This window comes from Lyngbya aestuarii BL J (genome assembly GCF_000478195.2).
Classification (GTDB): Bacteria; Cyanobacteriota; Cyanobacteriia; order Cyanobacteriales; family Microcoleaceae; genus Capilliphycus; species Capilliphycus aestuarii.
Window position 1 is genome coordinate 70,213 of the sequence record NZ_AUZM01000004.1, and the last position, 20,813, is coordinate 91,025.

At 41.9% G+C, this 20,813-nt stretch carries 16 protein-coding genes and 1 pseudogene; 6 read left to right on the top strand and 11 right to left on the bottom strand.

What is annotated here, in order from left to right; genetic code table 11:
• Positions 1-774: 774 nt before the first annotated feature.
• Positions 775-993 carry a hypothetical protein gene (locus M595_RS02960; RefSeq protein WP_023064578.1) on the top strand — a complete coding sequence of 73 codons (219 nt, stop codon included), beginning with the start codon at positions 775-777 and terminating at the stop codon, positions 991-993.
• Here the strand turns inward: M595_RS02960 and M595_RS02965 are convergent.
• A complete protein-coding gene (locus M595_RS02965) occupies positions 968-1,903 on the bottom strand; it encodes a phosphoribulokinase (protein WP_023064466.1) in 936 nt (311 codons plus the stop codon). The two genes, M595_RS02960 and M595_RS02965, sit on opposite strands and share 26 nt — an antisense overlap.
• A 120-nt stretch (positions 1,904-2,023) precedes the next feature.
• Positions 2,024-4,215: pseudogene (gene recQ, locus M595_RS02970) on the bottom strand (DNA helicase RecQ).
• A gap of 211 nt (positions 4,216-4,426) precedes the next feature.
• Between recQ and M595_RS02975 the strand changes: the two are divergent.
• Together M595_RS02975 and M595_RS31700 are read left to right on the top strand one after the other, a co-directional pair.
• Positions 4,427-5,605: a hybrid sensor histidine kinase/response regulator gene (locus M595_RS02975; protein ID WP_023064515.1), complete on the top strand. Its 1,179-nt coding sequence runs from the start codon at positions 4,427-4,429 to the stop codon at positions 5,603-5,605.
• Positions 5,606-5,843: 238 nt separating this feature from the next.
• A complete protein-coding gene (locus M595_RS31700) occupies positions 5,844-6,542 on the top strand; it encodes a hypothetical protein (RefSeq protein WP_023064586.1) in 699 nt (232 codons plus the stop codon).
• Here the strand turns inward: M595_RS31700 and M595_RS02990 are convergent.
• The 6 genes from M595_RS02990 to M595_RS03020 form a co-directional block, all read right to left on the bottom strand.
• The gene (locus M595_RS02990; RefSeq protein ID WP_040483489.1) at positions 6,535-7,200 is read right to left on the bottom strand and encodes a hypothetical protein; all 666 of its coding nucleotides are present in this window, start codon (positions 7,198-7,200) and stop codon (positions 6,535-6,537) included. The genes M595_RS31700 and M595_RS02990 overlap by 8 nt on opposite strands.
• Entirely contained in the window at positions 7,184-7,423 is a 240-nt protein-coding gene (locus M595_RS02995) for a helix-turn-helix domain-containing protein (RefSeq protein ID WP_040483490.1), read from the bottom strand. The genes M595_RS02990 and M595_RS02995 overlap by 17 nt, the downstream gene beginning before the upstream one ends.
• A gap of 103 nt (positions 7,424-7,526) precedes the next feature.
• A complete protein-coding gene (locus tag M595_RS03000) occupies positions 7,527-9,296 on the bottom strand; it encodes an iron uptake porin (protein WP_023064512.1) in 1,770 nt (589 codons plus the stop codon).
• Between the two features lie 109 nt (positions 9,297-9,405).
• Positions 9,406-11,040, bottom strand: coding sequence for an HD family phosphohydrolase (locus M595_RS03005; protein WP_023064583.1), 1,635 nt, complete (start codon positions 11,038-11,040; stop codon positions 9,406-9,408).
• A 221-nt stretch (positions 11,041-11,261) separates the two neighbouring features.
• The gene (locus M595_RS03010; protein WP_023064593.1) at positions 11,262-11,543 is read right to left on the bottom strand and encodes a 4a-hydroxytetrahydrobiopterin dehydratase; all 282 of its coding nucleotides are present in this window, start codon (positions 11,541-11,543) and stop codon (positions 11,262-11,264) included.
• 614 nt (positions 11,544-12,157) lie between these two features.
• Positions 12,158-13,078, bottom strand: a complete 921-nt coding sequence (locus M595_RS03020) for a M23 family metallopeptidase (protein ID WP_083492765.1) — start codon at positions 13,076-13,078, stop codon at positions 12,158-12,160.
• 169 nt (positions 13,079-13,247) lie between these two features.
• Between M595_RS03020 and M595_RS03025 the strand changes: the two genes are divergently transcribed.
• Entirely contained in the window at positions 13,248-15,581 is a 2,334-nt protein-coding gene (locus tag M595_RS03025; RefSeq protein ID WP_023064554.1) for a cation:proton antiporter domain-containing protein, read from the top strand.
• Here M595_RS03025 and M595_RS03030 read toward each other — a convergent pair.
• Positions 15,578-15,790, bottom strand: coding sequence for an Hfq-related RNA-binding protein (locus M595_RS03030; protein WP_023064511.1), 213 nt, complete (start codon positions 15,788-15,790; stop codon positions 15,578-15,580). The genes M595_RS03025 and M595_RS03030 overlap by 4 nt on opposite strands.
• A gap of 129 nt (positions 15,791-15,919) precedes the next feature.
• Here M595_RS03030 and M595_RS03035 point away from each other — a divergent pair, with 129 nt between their 5' ends.
• On the top strand, positions 15,920-16,963 hold the full coding sequence (locus tag M595_RS03035) for a M28 family peptidase (RefSeq protein ID WP_040483492.1): 1,044 nt from the start codon (positions 15,920-15,922) through the stop codon (positions 16,961-16,963).
• 94 nt (positions 16,964-17,057) lie between these two features.
• Here the strand turns inward: M595_RS03035 and M595_RS03040 are convergent, their stop codons facing one another.
• Both M595_RS03040 and M595_RS03045 read right to left on the bottom strand, forming a co-directional pair.
• Positions 17,058-18,059: a heme o synthase gene (locus M595_RS03040; protein ID WP_023064572.1), complete on the bottom strand. Its 1,002-nt coding sequence runs from the start codon at positions 18,057-18,059 to the stop codon at positions 17,058-17,060.
• A gap of 69 nt (positions 18,060-18,128) precedes the next feature.
• Positions 18,129-19,070 carry a COX15/CtaA family protein gene (locus M595_RS03045; RefSeq protein ID WP_023064610.1) on the bottom strand — a complete coding sequence of 314 codons (942 nt, stop codon included), beginning with the start codon at positions 19,068-19,070 and terminating at the stop codon, positions 18,129-18,131.
• Positions 19,071-19,701: 631 nt separating this feature from the next.
• On the opposite strand from M595_RS03045, the gene M595_RS03050 reads away from it, so the two are divergent.
• On the top strand, positions 19,702-20,676 hold the full coding sequence (locus tag M595_RS03050) for a cytochrome c oxidase subunit II transmembrane domain-containing protein (protein ID WP_203419002.1): 975 nt from the start codon (positions 19,702-19,704) through the stop codon (positions 20,674-20,676).
• The last annotated feature ends 137 nt before the right edge of the window (positions 20,677-20,813 follow it).

Consider the following 20,813-nt stretch of genomic DNA (forward strand, 5'->3'; position numbering starts at 1 on the left):
TACTCTATTCGTCTTGTACTTGAGGACTTTCCCTTGAATTGCAACCCCTTTATCCTGCACAAGAGCGACAAAATCCGCCAGAGTCTGGGGAAAATTTGTTATAGTCTTGACCTTTATGGGAAGGCGAGCAGTGAATCAACAGGAGTAAGTACAACAGTCTTGGGTTGGCAACCCATCGGTTAGCTGTAGGCGAGGTTTATTCAAAGGGATAAGGTACTCCATTAAAACACTTAATGGCAGATATGATCAAAATTGAGATCATCCTTAACAACGGGGAAAGGGACAAGCCAGAACTTTTAGTCTGATAATTCGGGGGTTTAGCCCTCTATTATTACCTGACATTATTGATAGCTTTTTGAAAAAGTGGGTAATTGCAATAGACCTCTTGAATTAATCAAAAGCCAACTGCAATAATATCAATATAGACTCGCACACCTTAATTGGTCAAAAGCATTCAATCTGAACTTGTCCGTAGTGTCCAAAGTTGTCCACAGATTCCCGATTTTAGGGTGAAATGCTTAACCAATTGATCGATTTGGGTGTTCTACCATCAGGGCGCATCTCCTTTTCTTAGAATACTAGGTGATCCTATTATATCCCAGATGAGGAGATATTTAGAGAGGGGGTACTTCCCCCTCTTTCAGTATGTTTTTTCGCAAATGGACAGTATTTTTAGAGTTAGCATCGATAAATGCAGGCTAAACCCCCTTGAGAAATGGTCAGGGATTTGTTAATTTTAGGAAGACAAAACTTAATGAAATGTAAACAATCCCTATGGAACGCTCCAAACTCGTTGCCTATCTCACGGGTGCAATTTCTATCATTTTAGCGATCGCTTACCTATTATTAGTCTCTCTGCTGGATCTTCGAGGCGAAATGATTCCGGCACCTCAAGACCCGTTAATGATTCCATCTGGGATCAAATCTTTGTCATTAACTGCGGAGAATTTGCACTCTCAAACTGCATTTACTGCACCATTTTTGTCGCCTTAATCATGTGATAAGCAATCAATAATTGGGTGATCGCCAACGGATAACTTTGCAGAATTTCTCCTGTCGTTCCAGTCAGTTTACCCAGTTCTTGATTTCCCACACTACAAAAATCCTTCAAGTGAGGAAACTCATTACATAACATCATCTCCAAAGAATTTACTTGTTCGAGAGTCGCATGACTATCAATTTCTAAAACATCCACAGGCTTACCCATATCTCGATCCAATCCTAAACGGACAGCCGAGAGGGGATAGCGATCATTTTGATCTAGAATCTCTGTAAAATCGGGATGAGGAATTGTCGGACGCAACACCAAACGCACATTCAAATTAGAACTGTTAGTTTCTTCATTATCGGGTGGATAAAACGTCACCACCACATCAGCCCATTTGCGTTGGGGACGAATAAAAGCCTCTGAGTCGGGTTCTCGTTGACGCAAGGCGGCTAATACATCTTCTTCTGAGTAGCTTCGTTTCATGGTATCGCGTTTCACTTTCCACTGAGTTCGCAGAGACTCAGGCGGGGCGAGATACACCCGTACATCGTAGCAATCCCGGGCGCCGCGAGTTGAATATCCCAGTAATCCCTCGACAATCACAAAGCGGTTAGGCTTAACATACTCGGGGGGTTCAAATGTACCCGTGTGATGACTGTAAATCGGTTTAAGAATCGGTTGTCCTGTCCGCAACAGGGTGAGATGCTGCTGCATAACATCAAGATAGTTTGCATCTGGATGCAGCGCGGTCACTCCTAATGCTTTTCGTTGTGTACGATCATAGCGATGATAGTCATCTGTACAGATCACAGTCACGTTTTCTGGACCCACAACCTGGGCAATACCCCGTGTTAGTGTCGTTTTTCCGGCTGCACTATCCCCAACAATACCTAAAATAATCGGACGATTGCTCATCTTGCTCCCTTTGCCGAACGGTAGCCTAATATGATCATTCTATTAGGGAAGGTCGGCCAAATCAAGTCGAACCAAGAGTCAGCAATATTTTAAATCTAGATTTGTATTCAATTAATTCTGCTAAAATTCCATACGATACTGACGTAAAGCCGCTCTAACTAAGCGAATTTCATCATAACTATATTGCTCACATAAATGCTCATAAATAATTTGAAGTCCTGTATCTCCAACTGCTTCTATGGCTTCAGTAATCGCTTTTTGGCGAGGTAATGAAACCAAACGATTAATATCGACAGATTGGCTCATTTCAATTAACTTAATTAAATGCCCACTCACCACGCTTTCAGACAAATTTCGGTGATGGGCGATCTCCTGAATACTCAACCCTTGCTGATGCAATTGTAAAGTATACATTTGACTATTTATTGATGAATTAAAATTGGAAATCATAAATTTTAGGGAGATGTTAATCCCCCAGAAAGACCTTGTTCTTCACAATAGTTACGAATAGCGTTCACAAACCGTTCTCCATAGCGACTTAACTTATGGTTTCCAACCCCTGAAATCTCTAAGAAAGCCTCTAATGTTACCGGACGTTGTTGTGCCATCGCTCGTAGTGTAGAATCGGGAAACACCATATAGGGGGGAATCAATTGTTCATCAGCAATCGTCTTGCGAAGTTGACGTAAATGATCAAATAACATCTCAACTTCTGCGGCCAGTGAACGGGTTTGAATATCTAAATTCCGTTTTTGAGCAATCACAATTTCAACTCGTCGCTGACGCTGCATCACTTCCCAACTACAAGCATTTAGTTTCAAGATACCATAACCATCTGTTGTCCGGTCAAGCAACCCTTGATGAATTAGCGATCGCCCTAAACTTTTCCACTCATCAACGGTGTGATCTTTTCCGATCCCATAGGTTGAAAGTTTATCATGTCCTCGTGCAAAAATTTTCTGACTTTTTGAACCCCGTAAAATATCAATAATATAGCTCATTCCATACCGTTCCTTACAGCGAGCCACACAAGATAAAAACTTCATCGCCTCTATCGTCCAATCTTCTATTGGCTTAATTTCACGACAATTATCACATTGCCCACAATTGCCGGGAAATTTTTCCCCAAAATAACCTAAAATAATTCGATTTCGACATTCAGTAGATTCGGCATAATCAATCATATGTCGAAGTTGGTGACGACTCATTCGTTGTTCATCGGGCTGGGGTTTTTGAGCGATTAAATATTCAATCGTTTTAATATCACTTCCTGACCAAAATAGAATACATTTTGCCGGATCATTATCTCGTCCGGCTCGTCCGGCTTCTTGATAATAACTTTCTAAAGTTCGGGAGAGATCATAATGAACTACAAAGCGAACATCTGGCTTATTAATCCCCATCCCAAACGCCACTGTTGCCACCATGACTTCGACATCATCTCGAATAAAACGAATTTGATTTTCGCGGCGTTCTTCGTCGGGTAATCCGCCATGATAGGGTAAACAAGCAATCCCTTTTTCTCGTAATTTAAACGCTAAATATTCAACTCGTTTCCGAGTTAGACAGTAAATAATTCCTGAACCGCCCGCTTGCTGAATAATTTTCAACAATTGCTTAAAACTGTGAGTATGTTTAGGAAGAACTTCATAATAAAGATTGGGACGTAAAAAACTCGCAATATGAATCAAAGGTTGATTTAAAGCAAGCTGTTCAATAATATCCTCTCGCACTCGGGGAGTTGCTGTGGCTGTTAATGCCATCATCGGAATCTGAGGATAACGGTGTCGTAACTGTTTTAACTGTCGATATTCTGGCCGAAAATCATGACCCCATTCCGAAACACAATGGGCTTCATCAATGGCAAAAGCTGAGATTCCCACTTGAGTCTTGACAAGATCTAAAAAAGATAAAAATCGTTCGCCTAAAAGCCTCTCTGGGGCAACATAAACCAGTTTTATTTTTCCTTTCAAAATTGCGGCTTCCCGCGATCGCAATTCCTCGGGTAAAAGTGTACTATTGAGAAAAGTAGCTGCAATGCCATTATCCTCCAGCGCAATCACTTGATCCTGCATCAAAGCAATCAGAGGGGAGACAACGACTGTTATCCCCGGTTTTAAAAGTGCTGGTAACTGAAAGCACAAAGATTTTCCGCCCCCAGTCGGCATAACAATCAGCAAATCTCGCCTTTGGAGGGCTTGTTCAATAATTTCTCGTTGTCCCGGACGGAAGGAGTCGTAACCAAAAAAGTGCTTGAGGGACTGTTCAAGGGATTGGGGCTGGGCGAAAGAGGATACAGATAGCCCTGACATTGATTTATACGAGATAGATGGACTTCTTTACTATTGTAGAAAAATCTGTTCCCCCTGGCTTTATTCTCGCTACAATAGCCAATGCCGAAAAATTTGATTCAGGTCTGCCTCAATCCGATTTCGGGGAAAATTAGGGCAATTCTTGAATAATAGCATTCTTCCTGTTCAGGTTTTCAGAATTGATCCAGTCTCAAAAATCAAGGGTACAAATATGATTCAGTCTTCGGTGCAGCCAGCTGATATTTTAATTGTGGATGATACTCCTGAAAATTTACGACTGCTGTCTTCGATGCTAGAAGAAACAGGCTACAAAGTTCGTAAAGCCACCAACGGGAAACAAGCGTTAAAAGCGATAGAAGCTCAATCTCCTGATTTGATTTTACTCGATATTCTGATGCCGGAAATGAACGGTTATCAAATTGCCAAACATCTCAAAAGTATAGACTCAACTCGGGAGATTCCGATTATTTTTCTGAGTGCGCTTAACGATACAATGGATAAAGTTTTTGCGTTTGATGTCGGTGGGGTTGACTATATCACAAAACCCTTTCAAATGCAAGAAGTGTTAGTCCGGGTGAGAACTCAAATTACCTTGCGAGAACAGCAAAAACAACTTCTAGACCAAAACAAAAAACTGCAACAAGAAATTAAAGAACGCAAGAAAGTAGAATCAGCCTTACGAGTTTATATTCATGCAGTTTCTCACGATTTAAGAAATCCTGTCACCGGAATGTTAATCCTTCTGAATAATTTACTCGCTAAAAAATCTTCAGACTCTCCCTCAACACTAACCATTAATACTAATATTATCGAACAAATGGCGAAAAGTTGCGATCGCCAACTGAATCTTCTCAACTCTTTAGTCGAAACCAGTGATACAAGTTTACAAGGGATTTCTGTTAATTGTCAACCCTTAGATTTGGTTGATTTCACCCAACAAATTATCGCAGAATGGCAACCCGTTTTTGAAAAAAATAGAGTGATCCTAGACACTGAACTTCCCTCAAGTTTGCCCCCAGTTCAAGCCGATTATCATCAAATTTGGCGAGTTTTTGATAACTTAATTTCCAATGCGATTAAATACAATCCCCCCGGATTAACGTTAACGCTTTCTGCGGAAATTATCTCAGAAAAAAAGTCAAAAAGCAAGAATTATACCCAATGGATAAAATACACCATTTCCGATGATGGAATTGGCGTTAAACCCGAAGAAGCCGAGGAACTCTTTGAACTCTACAAACGGGGGAAAAACGTTGGCAAAATCAAAGGATTAGGTTTGGGTTTGTATTTGTGTCGGCAAATTATTAACGCACACGGCGGAAAAATTGGCGTTATTGCTAACAAAAATTCTGGTGCATCCTTTTGGTTTACGTTACCTGTGTTATCATAATATAGCGTTTTCATTTGAAATGTAAACAGCAGTGCAAGCGTCTCGCGTGCTAGCTCTCGGTTTCTCATCAACCATTTTTCACAAATCACTTGAAAACGCTATAAGTTTCGTCCGCGCCAACGCAGTGTTAGATACACGGACTAAGCATAGCAACGTGAGAAAGACAGCTCACTAATAGACATCACTTGACACTTACACGTAAATTTAATACTATAGTATTCAAATACTATAAAAGTGAATGTTTTATTACTACGGTAGAAAAAAACAGATAGCGAAGCACTACCCGTGTCCTAATTTCGAGACTATAATTGAACCGTTTGCAGGTTCAGCAGCTTACTCCCTGTACGGAGATCACTGGAAGAGAAACGTCATCTTAATTGAGAGAGATGAGCGTGTTTCTGATATTTGGCAATGGCTAATCAATGAAGCTACTCCATCTGAGATTAAAAATCTTCCTGATTTAGAGATTGGTGAAAAAAGTTCTGAGTTTCTTCACATCATCCATGCTGCCACAAAAATGGCATTTCACTATAAAACTATTAAGGTTACTCCTGTTCTTGCGAGAAATTGGGAGATTAGCAAACGATATATGTCAGAAAATTTATTTAAGATTAAGCACTGGCGTATTATTAGTGGTGATTACACTCTAGCTTCTGACATAGAGGCTACTTGGTTTATTGATCCTCCCTACAAAGAGGATACTGGAAAAGGCTATCGCTATAGTAGTAAGCTGATCGACTACAAGAAACTGGCAACATGGGCAAGGGTAAGGAAGGGAGAAATTATATTCTGTGAAGGACATCAAGGGGATTATTTACCCTTTAAGCCACTGTTAGAATTAAAGGGAGTGGCAGGTAAGACTAGCAAGGAAGTTATTTATTATCGGTCTCACAAGGCTAGTGAGCAGCTTGAACTTTTTCAGCTTTCTTCTAGATAGAAAACTTTAGAATTCTTTGATAGAGATTTTTGTACTGAGGATTATCAATCAAAGCGACCCATCCCTGTCCCATTTTTTCTTTTCCACTCACCTTCATACCTGTCACTTTTGTGTTTCTACCTACTGTACCGCTTATACTACCCCAATCGTCTGTAGTTAGATTGTCAGCATAAAAAACTCCCGTCACCTTTGGATAGTTAAAGTCATGTTCACTTTGGACAAAATCCCAAACCAGCCCTAAAAGTTCTTCGACTTCTTGATGATGTGCTTGCCAAGTGATTCCTTCTAAAGAGTTGATTCTGGGTTGTCCAGCTCTCAAATTTGCTCCTTTGGTAATATTCCCAACTGTACATTTAATCTCAAGACCTACTGGATAATTACGCAGTTCTTCTTCTGATGCATATTCTCCTTCTGGAGGAATAACATCAGGGTGTCCTTTTTCAATAGGATTGACAATTGCGCCTGTTACTCCTGCTATAGCCTGGCAGAACATAGAGCCAACAATTGAACTTGTAGTCTTGTAATCAATATTTTTATACACGGTTGAAGGGATAGTTTCTAAAAAATCATTGGTTTGATGCAACGCAGAATCTATATGCTGCCCATTAACCTCAAATCCACAAAAAATCTTGAATCTCGGATTAGTTATGTATGTCATTTAATGTCTGTTCAACTTCAGCTATCAACACACTGGCAGTGGTGTTTAAAGATGTTGCAATCTGAAATAGGACAGACAAAGTAGGTGATTTCAAGCCACGCTCTATCTGACTGACGTAAGTGCGGTGAATACCTGCTCTGTCAGCGAGTTCCTCTTGCGAGATTTTTGCTATTGCTCTGTACTTGACTAGAACTTGACCTAAAGCCTCATTAATATCTGCCATTGTATAATCATCTCAATGCAGAGACTATTAGTCTACAGACAATAGTATTCAATCATTATAACCTTTGAGAGTTCCTTGCTATAGGGATAAAAGGAAACTCAGATTAAAAAGAAAATGTTGTTCTTAACGTCCCAATCAGGATATCATCATTGCGGCTATCTTGGTTGGGATTTGTAATAAAAATAATCCCCGGAGTAATCGAAATTTTATCATTCACCGGATAGCGATAAAACGCTTCTAAATGCCAAGATTGGTCGTTGGGAAACTCAAATTTTAATTCATCCGGCGCATCAATATCGTTTAAATAGGGTTCTCGACCGATAACAATTCCGCCTAAACTTCCTTCTTTAAATAAGTCTGGCAACCCTAATGTTACCGCAAAATTCCAAATTTGCCCATCACCAATATTAATCACTCTCGCATCAGTATATCCTCCCCAACCGCTTAAAACAATTTTACGATTAATTCGCCATGAAGCTTGTAAACCATAAGAATTACTCACCACTCCTGCTGCAATTCCACCTGAATTAATTCCCTCGCTTAAGCCTAAAATAGAGTTGGCAATTCCACTCCCAGTTACACCATTAATTGCATTTCCATCAATATTATCTCTATTTCGGTCAACAACTAAACCATTTCTTAAACCATTATCAAAGCCAAAATTTCCCGGCGTTGAATAGGCGTGATTGTAAGTAAAAGCAAACTGTAAATTTTCTCTCGGTGTTACGGTAATTTGGGCTAAAGTTGCATAATCTCCATTAAACAAACCATTTCCCTGACTCGCATCTCCCGCATTTGCAGCCAGATAACCCACAGAAACCGAAGTAGACCCAAAAATTCCGTTTAAAAACTGTTCATTAAAGCGATAATGCAAACCCATTCCGCGACCCGCACCAATGCGATAAATCGGGTTGCGTTGACCAAAGGTACTTAAACTCCCATTTCCACCATCTCTATCATCTAAATAGGGGTTAACGGTGGGGACAAAATCATCCCAAGTTACTCCTTTTGCGGCTAAGGTTAATTGCAGTTGATTGTTAATTGGAAACTGATAATATAATCGTTCTAATTCAACTTGACTTTCTGTATCTCCACGAAAATTAAAGGTTTGTGTTCCCTGGCGAGTAAATCCCAAATTAAACGGTTCGGCGTTTCCCATTTGGAGGCGAGTCAGGAGTAAATCTTCACCTGTAAAACTGGTGTTAAAATTGAGACGAACTCTATACTGAAAAACAGTTTGATTGCGGTTTTCTTCCGTTCCTCGAAAGGCAATATCATCACCCCAAGCATCAGTAATCGCAAAAATACCTTCTCCGGTGAGTTTTGTTGTCGTTGAAAATTGATTAGCGACTAAAACTTCTGTCCGGTCTTCTAAGTCTGTAACTTGACCTCTAAGTAAACTTAATTCGGCTGCAAATTCATTTTGTAACCGTTGTAAGGCGATAAATTCATCTTCGGTTAAACTGTCTTCAACTGCGGCGTTTAATAACTCGTTAATTCGTTCCAAACAAGCATTTAAACCCCCTGCAAATTCATAGCGGGTTAACGAACGATTTCCGCGAAAAGTTCCATCAGGATAACCTGCAATACAGCCAAACCGTTCAACTAAAGATTGTAACGCTTGAAACGCCCAGTCGGTGGGGTAAACATCAGACAGTTGGGAAACTGAAGTCACTTGACTCGCTGAGGTATTTTTGCGTCCTTCTTGACTGTAACGTTGGAGTTGTTCTAAAGTCTCTGAATATTCAGCTAAAATACGACTAGAACTTAAGCCTAAAAATACAGGAGATGAGCAGAATATTAGCAGAAATCGAGCTAATTTGCAAAATGATACAGGGTTTTGATACCATCCAATTCTTATTTCCGGCGTCATTCTAATCTCCTTATTTTTTAAAGCTAATTATTCTATTTCATCACAATCTTTCCACCCTGAACGACAATAATTTAAACTCAATTTGATCGCTTTATTATCTACCCGTTTTTTACGCCAATTTCATCACCACATCTAAACTATGTCCAATCACTTGATAAACCTGACGTTGTTCAAATAGTTCTAAAATCTCTGGATTAACTTTATTTTGAGCGGCTTCTTTGCGTAGGATTTTTAAAGCGGTTATCGTTGGTAAACCATGCTGATAAGGCTTGTCTCCGGCTGTTAGCGCATCATAAATATCCGCAATTGCCATCATCTGCGCCTGCATCGAAATTTCCGCCTGTTTTAAATTTAAAGGATAGCCTGTACCATCAAGTTTTTCATGGTGTCCATAGGCAATTGTGGGAACATCTTTTAGGTCTTTTGTCCAGGGAATTTTCTCTAGAAACTTATAAGTATGCGTCACATGAGACTCGATAACTAACCGTTCTTCTGGAGTCAAATTCCCCTGTTTAACCAACAGCAAATTCATTTCTTTGGGAGTAATTAAAGGTTTTGTTTCTCCATCAATATCCCGATACACTATTTGAGTTAATTTTGACAGTTTATCGACGGGTTTTTTCTCAGTAGCTTGGGGTTCATTTGCTTCTAAGAGTATATTCCAACAATCGTTTAACTGCTGAATTGCTTGGCTTAAGTTCGCGTCTAACTGTTCAATTTGATCAGGCGGTAAATTTTCAGTCTTTGTCGATTTTTGATTGCTATTTTTCAGCAACAGTTCATATTTAGCTTGAGTACATTCCCATTCGAGAGTTCGCCTGGCGAGTGCAAAACGTTGACGAATCACTTCTAACTGGTGGGGATATAACTTTTTAGACTTAGTTAAAATCGCTTCGGGAACCCCAATTTTACCAAAATCATGCAATAATGCAGCATAACGGATTTCTTGAATTTGGCGATCGCTAAAGGTAATTTCTGCCAAAGAACCGTTTGTCGTCGTGTTAATTTCTTCGGCTAAACGGACGGTTAACTGTGCAACTCGTTCCGAATGACCAAAAGTGCAGGGATCTCGCTGTTCAATCACTTGCACGGAAGCCTTGACAAATCCTTCAAAAAGGGATTCAATACTATCTTGAAGGGCATTGCGTTCAATGGAAATTGCGGCCTGAGAAGCCAGACTTCGCAAAATTTGTTCTTCCCATTCTCCATAGGGTTGAGTCATTTCCAGCGTATTTTCAGGCACCAGCGTCACATCGGATCTAACTTTGCGGTTGATCAACTGAAGCACTCCCATCGTTTCTCCCTGACGGTTTTGCATCGGAAGAACCAATACTGAACGAGTCAGGTAGCTAATATCGCGATCAAAACTGCTATCAAGGCGATAGGGTTTGTCGGGGGGTAACTGATACGCATCGGGAATATTCAAGCTTTCCCCAGTCAACGCTACATAACCCGCTAAACTCCTATCGGTGAGGGGAATTGCAAACTCTCGAAACGACAGGTTAGGAAGGGAGACATTTTGAGCGACTTTAAACAATAACTTCGGAGTATTGTCGGTGGAGTCTACCAAATAAACACTACCCGCATCACTACAAGTAATTTCCCGACTCTTGGCTAAAATCAAATTGAGTAGGGTACTCAAGTTTTGGGTACTCGATAAAGCGGCGCCGATATCTAATAGCTTTTCAATTAATTCTGCTTGTTCGGCTAACTCTTTTAAATATTCTGGATTCTGAAAAATCATAGGGTTCGTAGATGCTGAACAGCGGTCATCACATCAGATCGAGTTGCTCAGACTGCAACACTACTCTCCTCCTATTATCCGTTATTTTTGACCAAATGTAGAGATTTTGTAGAGAATATCTCGATTTGCTTAGAGTTTAACCTCAATCAGAGAAAGCCCAAGAACGAACTTTCTCTAAGGCGATCAACTGCGGGTTTCAGCTTTCCTGTGAAACCTAAAATTTACTTCAGACTAGAAATTTGCTTCGCCATCGCAAAATCTTTTTCTGTTAAACCCCCCGCATCATGGGAAGTTAAACTAATCGTTACTGTGTTGTAAGAAATGGCAATATCTGGATGATGTCCTGCTGCTTCAGCGGGTTCGATCAACTTGTTCACAAAATCCATTGCTGTGACAAAATCCTTAAACTTCATCACCTGCTTCAATTCTTTTCCCTCAACCTTCCAGTCGGGAACCTCAGACGCCATTTCTTTGACTTGAGTTTCTTGCAATACTTCGGCCATTTTGAATCTCGTTCTACTCAACAACTAAGGTTGATTGCCCTTAAAATAACTATCCGCTCCCACCCGGAATAGCTTCAGCACTAGGCTTTGGCATTTTGGGGATGAGAGCGGTCTAGCGGGTCATCTGAATTGGAACCTGACTGCCGGAAGAACTCTTGAGAGCAGCCACTCCTTCTAGAACATCTGTAGCTCCAGAGGGAAACTAGCCTAACTCTAATAGTCAGCTCCGGCGCACAGCCGGCATTTTCCAATCAGGTGACCCATGCGTTTACTACTTTCAATCATGGGCATCACCTCCTTTTTCCCTACACGGTTTGTTATTACTTCAACGCTAGCTAGCATAACACACATACTAGGTTTTTGTGCAACCCCTTTCGCAAAAAAAGTCTGAAATGCCTATGGGGAGGTGGGGTGCAGGGGGAGGTGGGGAGGTGGGGTGCAGGGGGAGGTGGGGTGCAGGGGGAGGTGGGGTGCAGGGGGAGACAGGAGTCAGGAGTTTAGAATTACCTTTTACAAGATTGCCTTTTACAAGATTGCCTTTTACAAGATTGCCTTTTACAAGATTGCCTTTTACAAGATTGCCTCTTGTCTTTTTACTGTTCACTGATAACTGTTTACTCTACCCCTTCATATCGCCAAGGTACCGGATCAACCGCTTGAGCGTGAACATATAACCCCCAGTGTAAATGCGGCCCGGTAGAAATTCCCGTTGAACCCACTCCACCAATAACTTGACCAGCTTTCACCATATCCCCTTCTTTGACATCAACCCGACTCAGATGAATCAAAATACTGCTAACTCCTTGACCATGATCGATCCCCACCGTATTCCCGTGTAGTTCAAAACCTTGGGACTCTAACCCCACCAACGCGATCCGACCCGCGGCAGGTGCAATCACAGGCGAACCCGTACCTGCTGCATAGTCAACCCCTCGGTGATAATAATTCTCGGCAAATTCACCGTTGTAATAGCGGCGAACCCCATAAATGGTACTGACATAACCGTTACTCGGTCGCATAAACGGCCCATTCCAATATTTTTCCGGCGTTACCAAGGCTTTGAAGGCATCCACTCGGTCAAATTCAAAATCAGTCCCCTGAATGCTGTTCTTATCGTCTGACAGCCAAATAGACTGGGTAGGGAAACTGCGATCGCGCACTTGTACGGTGAGACTCTGCTGTTGAGTACCATCACTGACTTGGAGTTGTCGAGTTCCGGGCTGATCTAACGGTATTGTCGGAATTAACGCTCGATAACGATTTCCACTGAGAGGAAACATCGGATAAGTTTTACCATTTAATACAACACTCGGGTTAGAACTCGGTGTATTTCCGGTTGCATTTAAAGTCACCGAAACCGTATCGCCTAACTGGGGAGAAGACGGCTTCACCTGAACTTGAAAAGAAGCGCTCGCCGGAATTGCCATGGTCAAGCCGACAGTCATCAAACCTAGCATCAAACTTTTTAGCCAACGGGATATTCTCAAACCCCCTGTTGGAGAAGGGGAAAACTTGAATACATCTAAGATTTTCATCTTACCTCTTTTGAGTGAACAGTCACCCGTGAACAGTCACCAGTGATCAATGATCAATGATCAATCTTCCCTGTCACCTGTTCCCTGTTTATATGGCACTCCCATTTTTGAGAAGTACCCTAATATTTAATTAACACGTTGTTACATTTTGTCGTTTTATTTAAAATCCGTGCAAGAAGACTTTAGATTAATTGTTGATTTAGTGATCGTTCTCGCCGCCGCAACAGCCGGAGGTTTACTCGCTTCTTTGCTGAAACAACCTGCCCTCTTGGGCTATCTGATCGGCGGTATCGTTATCGGCCCTTCGGGACTGGGTGTAATCAAAGAATTAATACAAGTCGAAACCCTTGCCCAGTTTGGCGTTGCGTTTCTGCTATTCGCTCTCGGTGTAGAGTTTTCCTTTGCCGAACTCAAGAAAGTCCAAGCGATCAGTTTGGGGGGAGGGGGTTTACAAATTATCCTAACTATGCTGCTGACAACCGTTGTTTCTCTGGGTGTGGGTTGGGTGAGTTCTCCGGTTCAAGGCATCTTTCTCGGGGCTATTTTATCCCTTTCCTCAACGGCTGTTGTCCTCAAATGCTTGATGGAACGGAACGAAACCACCACCCCTCATGGTCAAGTGATGTTGGGAATGTTGGTGGTGCAGGATTTAGCTTTAGGCTTAATGTTAGCGGTTCTACCTGCTTTAGATCAACCCGCCGAAGCCCTGGGTTTAGCCGTTGGGCGTAGTTTAATATTAATTGGATTATTTGCGCTTGGTGCTGTTGCTGCGGGTATTTGGATTATCCCCTCATTATTGCGTTTTTTGGCTCAAACTGAAAGCCGCGAATTGTTTTTATTGGGTGTGGTTGTTTTATGTTTAGGAATTGCGTTATTAACCGAACATTTAGGATTTTCAATTGAAATGGGTGCATTTGTGGCGGGTTTAATGATTTCTGAGGTGGAATACGCCGATCAAACCCTGACTTATGTTGAACCTCTGCGTGATATTTTTGCTGCTTTATTTTTTGTCGCTGTAGGAATGTTAATTGATCCGGTTTTCTTGTGGCAACATTTAGAACTAATTTTAGGATTAGTTTGTCTGGTTGTGCTGGGAAAATCACTAATTATTATTCCGATTGTTCGGAGTTTTGGCTATACCACTAAAACCTCAATTATTGTCGGATTAGGACTCGCTCAGATTGGAGAATTTTCGTTTGTACTCGCAAGTGCCGGACAAAATTTAGGCTTAGTTTCTCGTCGAGTTTATCTGCTCATTTTAGGAACAACAGCCGTAACCTTAGTGATTACTCCTTTTGTTTTACAACTGATTCCTCGTCTATTAGACTGGATGGAAAATGTACCTTGGTTATTTGCACTATTAGAAGAAACCTCTTTACCCATTGCAATTTCTGACGATTTACCTCAACAAAATCATGTGATTGTTTGTGGGTATGGACGAGTTGGACGAAACTTAGTACAAATCTTGATTAATCATGACTATCCCGTGATAGTTATTGATCATTCTGAACGGACAATTCAAGAGTTACGCCATGCTAAAATCCCCTATTTGTATGGGAATGCCGCAAGTTCTCATGTATTAGCAGCAGCAGGAGTTGATCGCGCCTGTGCGATGGCAATTGCACTTCCTGATCCGATGAATACTCGATTGTGTTTAAAGCGATCGCTAGAATATTCACCCGATCTCGATATTACCGTGATGGCATACCGAGATAAAGATATTGAACTGTTGTACCATTTAGGAGCCAAAGAAGTCGTACAACCGGAATTTGAAGCCAGTTTAGAATTATCAACTCATTTGCTGGTGAGTATAGGATTACCCCTCAATCAAATTCAACAACAAACCCAGAAAATTCGGAACAGTCATTACCTCGATCTGCGTCCCGAAGAATCTCCTATACAAATTTCTCGCAACTTACAACAAGCGGCGCAAAATATGAATAGTAAATGGTACACTCTCCCCGAAGATTCTCCCTTAGAAGGAATGACGATTCAACAAACCGATTTACGTCATCTCAGTGGAGTAAGTGTAATGGCAATTCGCCGATCTAATGGAGAAGAAGTTGATTATCCCAATAGTAATACTTCCCTTGAAAAAGGTGATCGGTTGCTACTTGTCGGAGAACCCGAAGCATTAGCTATTTTAGATCAACTGGCAAAAGGAGAGGTTAAACTTCCGTCTGATAGTGTATCTTGTCAATGGTTAGTGATCCTGGAAAATAGTCTTGCGATCGGGAAAACCTTAGCAGAAATTGATTTACTTCGACGCTACAGTGTTCAAGTGCAAGCCTTACGCCGTCAAGGTAAATTTTTACGTTGGCCTCATCCGACCATGGACTTACAAGCGGGTGATCACTTATTGCTGTGTGGTGGCTTCCAAAATCTCAATCAGGTTCGTTGTGATCTGATTCCGATGATCACTCCAGGGAATGCTAAAACAGTTGCATCTTCAACAAAAACCGAAAGCAATCCCTCGGAAACGAAACAACCTGCAACGCTTTAGATTTTAGGTTTGATGTAAGCGATCGCCTGTCGCCAAACGAGTATCGGTTGTTGATGTTCGTCTTGGAGGCAGATGCAGTGATGATCTTGCCAAAATACGGTGCCGACTAGAATATCATTGGTGAGTAGCTTAATTTCGATAGGCTGTTTCTCTTGAGTATAGGTTTGAACTTGGCGAATACTGGGTAAACCTGTATCAAAGTCAGACATGATGAGTTGGTTTTTGGGGGTTAAGGATAAGACAAATTTTATCTTATCGCTTAGGGCTTTCCTCAACGTATTTATTTGAGTAATTTCTTTGTAATCGAGGACTTCAAATCAGCATCAGAGACATCCGTAATGCGTCAATCCTCAAGCCAGAGTCGATTTCAAGTCAAGATTGTCAACCGATCTGCCTTGATTCGTTTAGCGATCCTTTTTATGGTCTTGCTGTTTCTAGGGGTCTGGGCATGGTTGACCATGTTTCGGATGCCTCAACAAAGTTATAATGGGCAACTTCCAGCTTTACAACCTGAAGAAATAGCCCTTCAAAACTCACTTAAACAGGATGTTCAAAAACTTGCTGGTGAGATTGGTGTACGCAATATTGGTCAATATGAACAACTGAATGCGGCTAAAACTTTTTTGGAGATGGCTTTGACTCAAGCCGATTATGAGGTGAAAATACAAGAGTATAAAATTCAAGAAAAGTCATTTTATAATCTTGAAGCTGAACATTTGGGAACAGAAAAACCGAATGAAATTATTGTGATTGGCGCTCATTATGATTCGGCTTTTACCAGTCCGGGGGCTAACGATAATGGTACTGGTGCCGCAGCAACTCTAGAACTTGCACGAATATTTGCTAATCAATCAACTCAACGCACAATTCGTTTTGTTGAATTTACCAATGAAGAACCTCCTTTTTTATGGACTGAAAATATGGGAAGTTTAGTCTACGCTAAACAGTTACACAAAAATAATGAAAATGTGGTAGCGATGTTCAGTTTAGAAACAATGGGATATTTCTCTGATGCCGAAGACAGTCAAAAATATCCCCTTCCTGTAATTGGTTTATTGTATCCCAATCGGGGTCATTTTATTAGTTTTATTGGCAATCTCAACTCTAGTGATTTAGTCCGAAAAACGGTGGGTTCGTTTCGTCGTCATGTTCAGTTTCCCTCTCAAGGAGTTTCGTTACCGGGTTCTATTCCGGGGGTAGGTTGGTCAGATCAATGGTCTTTTTGGCAACAAGGATATCAAGGAATTATGATAACGGACACGGCTCCTTATCGCTACCCTAATTACCATACAGAAGAAGATACTGCTGATCAAATTGATTTTGAGAAGTTAGCACGAGTTGTTGCGGGTTTGGCAAAAGTTATTTCTGAGTTGGCGAAATAGTTTTATTCTTTTAAATTTGCCTTTTATCAAGCAAACAGGTAGACAAACGATGCCTACCTGAAAGTGATTTTATTCAGTTGTTATCTTTTGAGAGTTATCCCTGATAAATCGATGAAACAACGGCAACGGCACTACCCATCCAACTGTGGAGATGATCGCCGAAAGCGGTAACGATGTGATGAGTTACAGGTAAACTATCAATTACCATTCCAGTACAAAGCAACATCATGTACAAGATGGAATATTTAAACAAAGAACGAGCAACTTTTTTATCTTCAGGAGACTGTAACAACTGCCAAGCTTTCTGAACAAAAATAGCCCCTAAACCCAAAGCGATCGCGGCGTAAACGATACCACTGGTGTGTAAAGGATAAACCAACATTAAGGTGAAGGGAATCATAATCAGAGTGTAAACCCAGATTTGTTTAGCAGTGGGTTCATCTCCGGCAATCACAGGTAACATAGGAACGCCGACTTCTTTATATTCATCGCGAATCATAATTGCCAACGCCCAGAAATGAGGGGGAGTCCACAAAAAGATGATCAGAAATAGAAGCCAAGCCGCCCAGCTTAAATCTCCGGTAACAGCCGCCCAACCGACTAAAGGAGGAAAGGCACCGGCTGCACCACCAATGACAATATTTTGAACACTATTGCGCTTTAACCAATGGGTGTAGATCACGACATAGAAGGCAATGCCTAACATTGCTAATACCGCTGCCAATAGGTTGGCAAATACAGTCAGTAAGGAAAAGGAAAGAACCGCTAGAGCGATCGCAAAGAATAAAGCATGACGGGGTTTGACTCGTCCAGAGGGAATCGGCCGCCAGCGTGTCCGTTCCATGATGTAGTCAATGTCGCTGTCATAGATACAGTTGATGGTGTTAGCTGAACCTGCGGCAAAAGTACCGCTAGCAAGAGTAATCACCAATAATAGGGGATCAACTTCTCCTTTAGCGGCTAACCACATCCCTGCGGCTGTCGTGATTAGCAGGAGCAGAATAATTCTAGGCTTAGTGAGTTGGTAGTAGCTCTGAACCACTTGGATCAAGTTTTCGTGGCGGCGAGCGCTGCTGTTGCTAATAATCTCTTGCATTGATTTTCTCTTTTGACGTGTTCTTCGATGGGGAATGAGTGAATTTCATTCCGAGTTCCAAATTCTCAGTTAGGACTTGGCTGAAGGGATGAACGTATTGCTTGTTTTATGGCTGTTGCGATCGCGAAAGGCCAGAACGGTCAAAGCAATCAGTATTCCGAGCAATGTGGCTGCAATCACTTGATGAGTAACAGTTAGAGGTTCAACTTGCAGATGCAAGCGGAAGGTGGCAACTCCCACTGCAATCTGAGCTATTACACAAATACCAGCCCAGTTCGCTAAGTTTCGTAGCATTGGATGCAAAGCTGAAGTTCGCCATGCTAAAAACACAACAATTAAGGTGGCAACGGTCGGAGGAACAACCCCTGCAATGTGGCTATTCATGACGGTACAGAGTTGAGTGCCGCCAAAACATTGGTGTAATGCCCATTGAGAGGCAACCAATCCACCGATCAAACTTTGAAGATAAACTAAAATTGCTGCGGTTAAGCTTACCCAAGGGAGTTTCCCGCATTGGCCTGTGCCTTTGTAGGGCATCATAGAACAGCCGATGATCAGCAAGGTGGTAAAGAATAATAGGGCTGTTCCGAGATGAGCGGTGACGATATCAAACCGTAGGAGTTCTGTTACTGTTAAGCCACCGAGAATGCCTTGAAATACAATCAAACTCAGGGCAAAGGTAGACGCCCAAGGTAGCCATTTGGGTAACTCTTGTCGATACCACATCGATAAGCCACACAGAGTCAGCGCCCCGAAACCGATGATGGCAGCATCTAGACGGTGAAACCACTCTAGAAACACCTGCAAATTCATTTGAGCCGTTGGCACCAATTGACCGTAACACAGGGGCCAGTCCGGGCAAGCAAGACCCGCATTCATTACCCGTGTGGCACTACCGATCGCCATTAAAATTAAAGTGGCAATACAGAGTTTCCAGACCAGGCGACGAATGCGATCGGCGGGCTGAACGTCAGTAGAAATATTTCTGTTGTGAAGGACAGTATTAGCCATGAATTCTGTCTATAGTTTGAATTGACAATGAATGGTTGAGCTTTTGTCTCTAAGCTTTGTGTTGTTGACAACCCCACTTCTTAGAGAATGCTTAAGGTTAACGGATTGATTTTGCCATTGGTCTTTATCCTCATACCCCATCGATTAATCACTCATCATTAAATCTCTAGTCTGGATTCTCGGTTCTACTGATCTACCTTAGCGACACAATCGGCAGATGGGCAGACTTTTACAAAGTTTTCGGATTTTATTTGTTTGTTAAGTTATGTAAAGCCCACCCGAAATGTTTTTAAGAAAAATGTTAATTTGAATTCAGAAAAGCAATGAGGTTTGTATTATCACTTTGGCTCGTGATTCCGACTCAGCGGAATCCTAAAGAAAAGTCTAAGAATTAGTAAGAAAGACCGCTTGTCTTGGTGATCTGCTATACCTTATAGAGTGAGGTTTTAGGTTAAAAATTGAACAGATTTTGCCATTAATTGTCTTCTCGTTATCCCCAATTTCCCCATCACCCTGGTCTAAAATCATCATTCACTAGACAAAATTGCATCGCAGATCTCTAGTGTATAAAAACAAGGGAGTGCCAAACTAAGGAGGTATCACAGTGAACATTCCCGGTTCAATCTTAACCATGCTGTTTGGGATCGCCATAACGCTCATCAGCCTCTGGTACGGCCAAAATAACGGTCTTATGCCTGCTGCGGCATCAGCAGAAGCTTCAAGTGTCGATAGCTTATTTCAACTAATGCTAACGATTTCTTTTGGCTTAACCCTGCTCGTTCAGGGAGTTCTAGTCATTGCATTTTTTAAATTTCGCCGTCGTCCCGGTGATCACAGCGATGGGCCGCCGATTCATGGCAACTTATCGCTAGAAATTCTCTGGACAGCAATTCCCGCTGTTACCGTGTTAGCCGTCGGGATTTATAGCTTCGAGATCTATAACGCAATGGGTGGACTTGACCCCATGGTGTCGGGTCAACACTCGATGGAAGCGCACGCCAAAATGCGAGGAAGCGCGATCGCCGCCCCTTTACCGGGAGAAAATGGGGCAACTCCCCCAGCCGAACGCTCTCAAATTGCTTTGGGAATTGGCGCCCGTCCCGATGAACTGGGTCAAAATGCAAATGTTGTCGTTGATGTTTCGGGGCTGCAATATGCCTGGCTATTCAACTACGCTGATAGTGGTGTTATAGCGGGTGAACTGCACGTTCCCGTCGATCAAGATGTACAACTCAACATCACCGCCCAAGATGTGATTCACGCTTTCTGGTTACCCGAATTGCGTCTGAAGCAAGATGCGATCCCCGGTATGACCACAGAACTACGGTTCAAAACGACAAAAGTGGGAACCTATGCGGTTGTCTGTGCAGAACTGTGCGGAGGCTATCATGGCGCAATGAGAACTCAGATGATTGTTCAGACTCCTGAAGACTATCAAGCCTGGGTTCAAGAAAATGCTGTTGCTCAAAATCCGAACTTAGCGGAAACTTTAGCCGTGAAGCCGGAGGAAATGTCGAACAGCGAGTTTCTCGCCCCTTATGCAAAAGAAATGGGTGTCAATGAGGAACTCCTGGCACAAATCCAGACAGAAGTTCATCCCCAGTAACCCCTTTGAGGTTAGAGGTGAATTAGGTTTGCGTGTTAACTCACCTCTCCTAACACCTCACACCCAGACAGACGTTACCTGCAACGTCAAACCCTGAAATTATCACTCAATTTCCCTCTAGAACGGATTTTGGAATT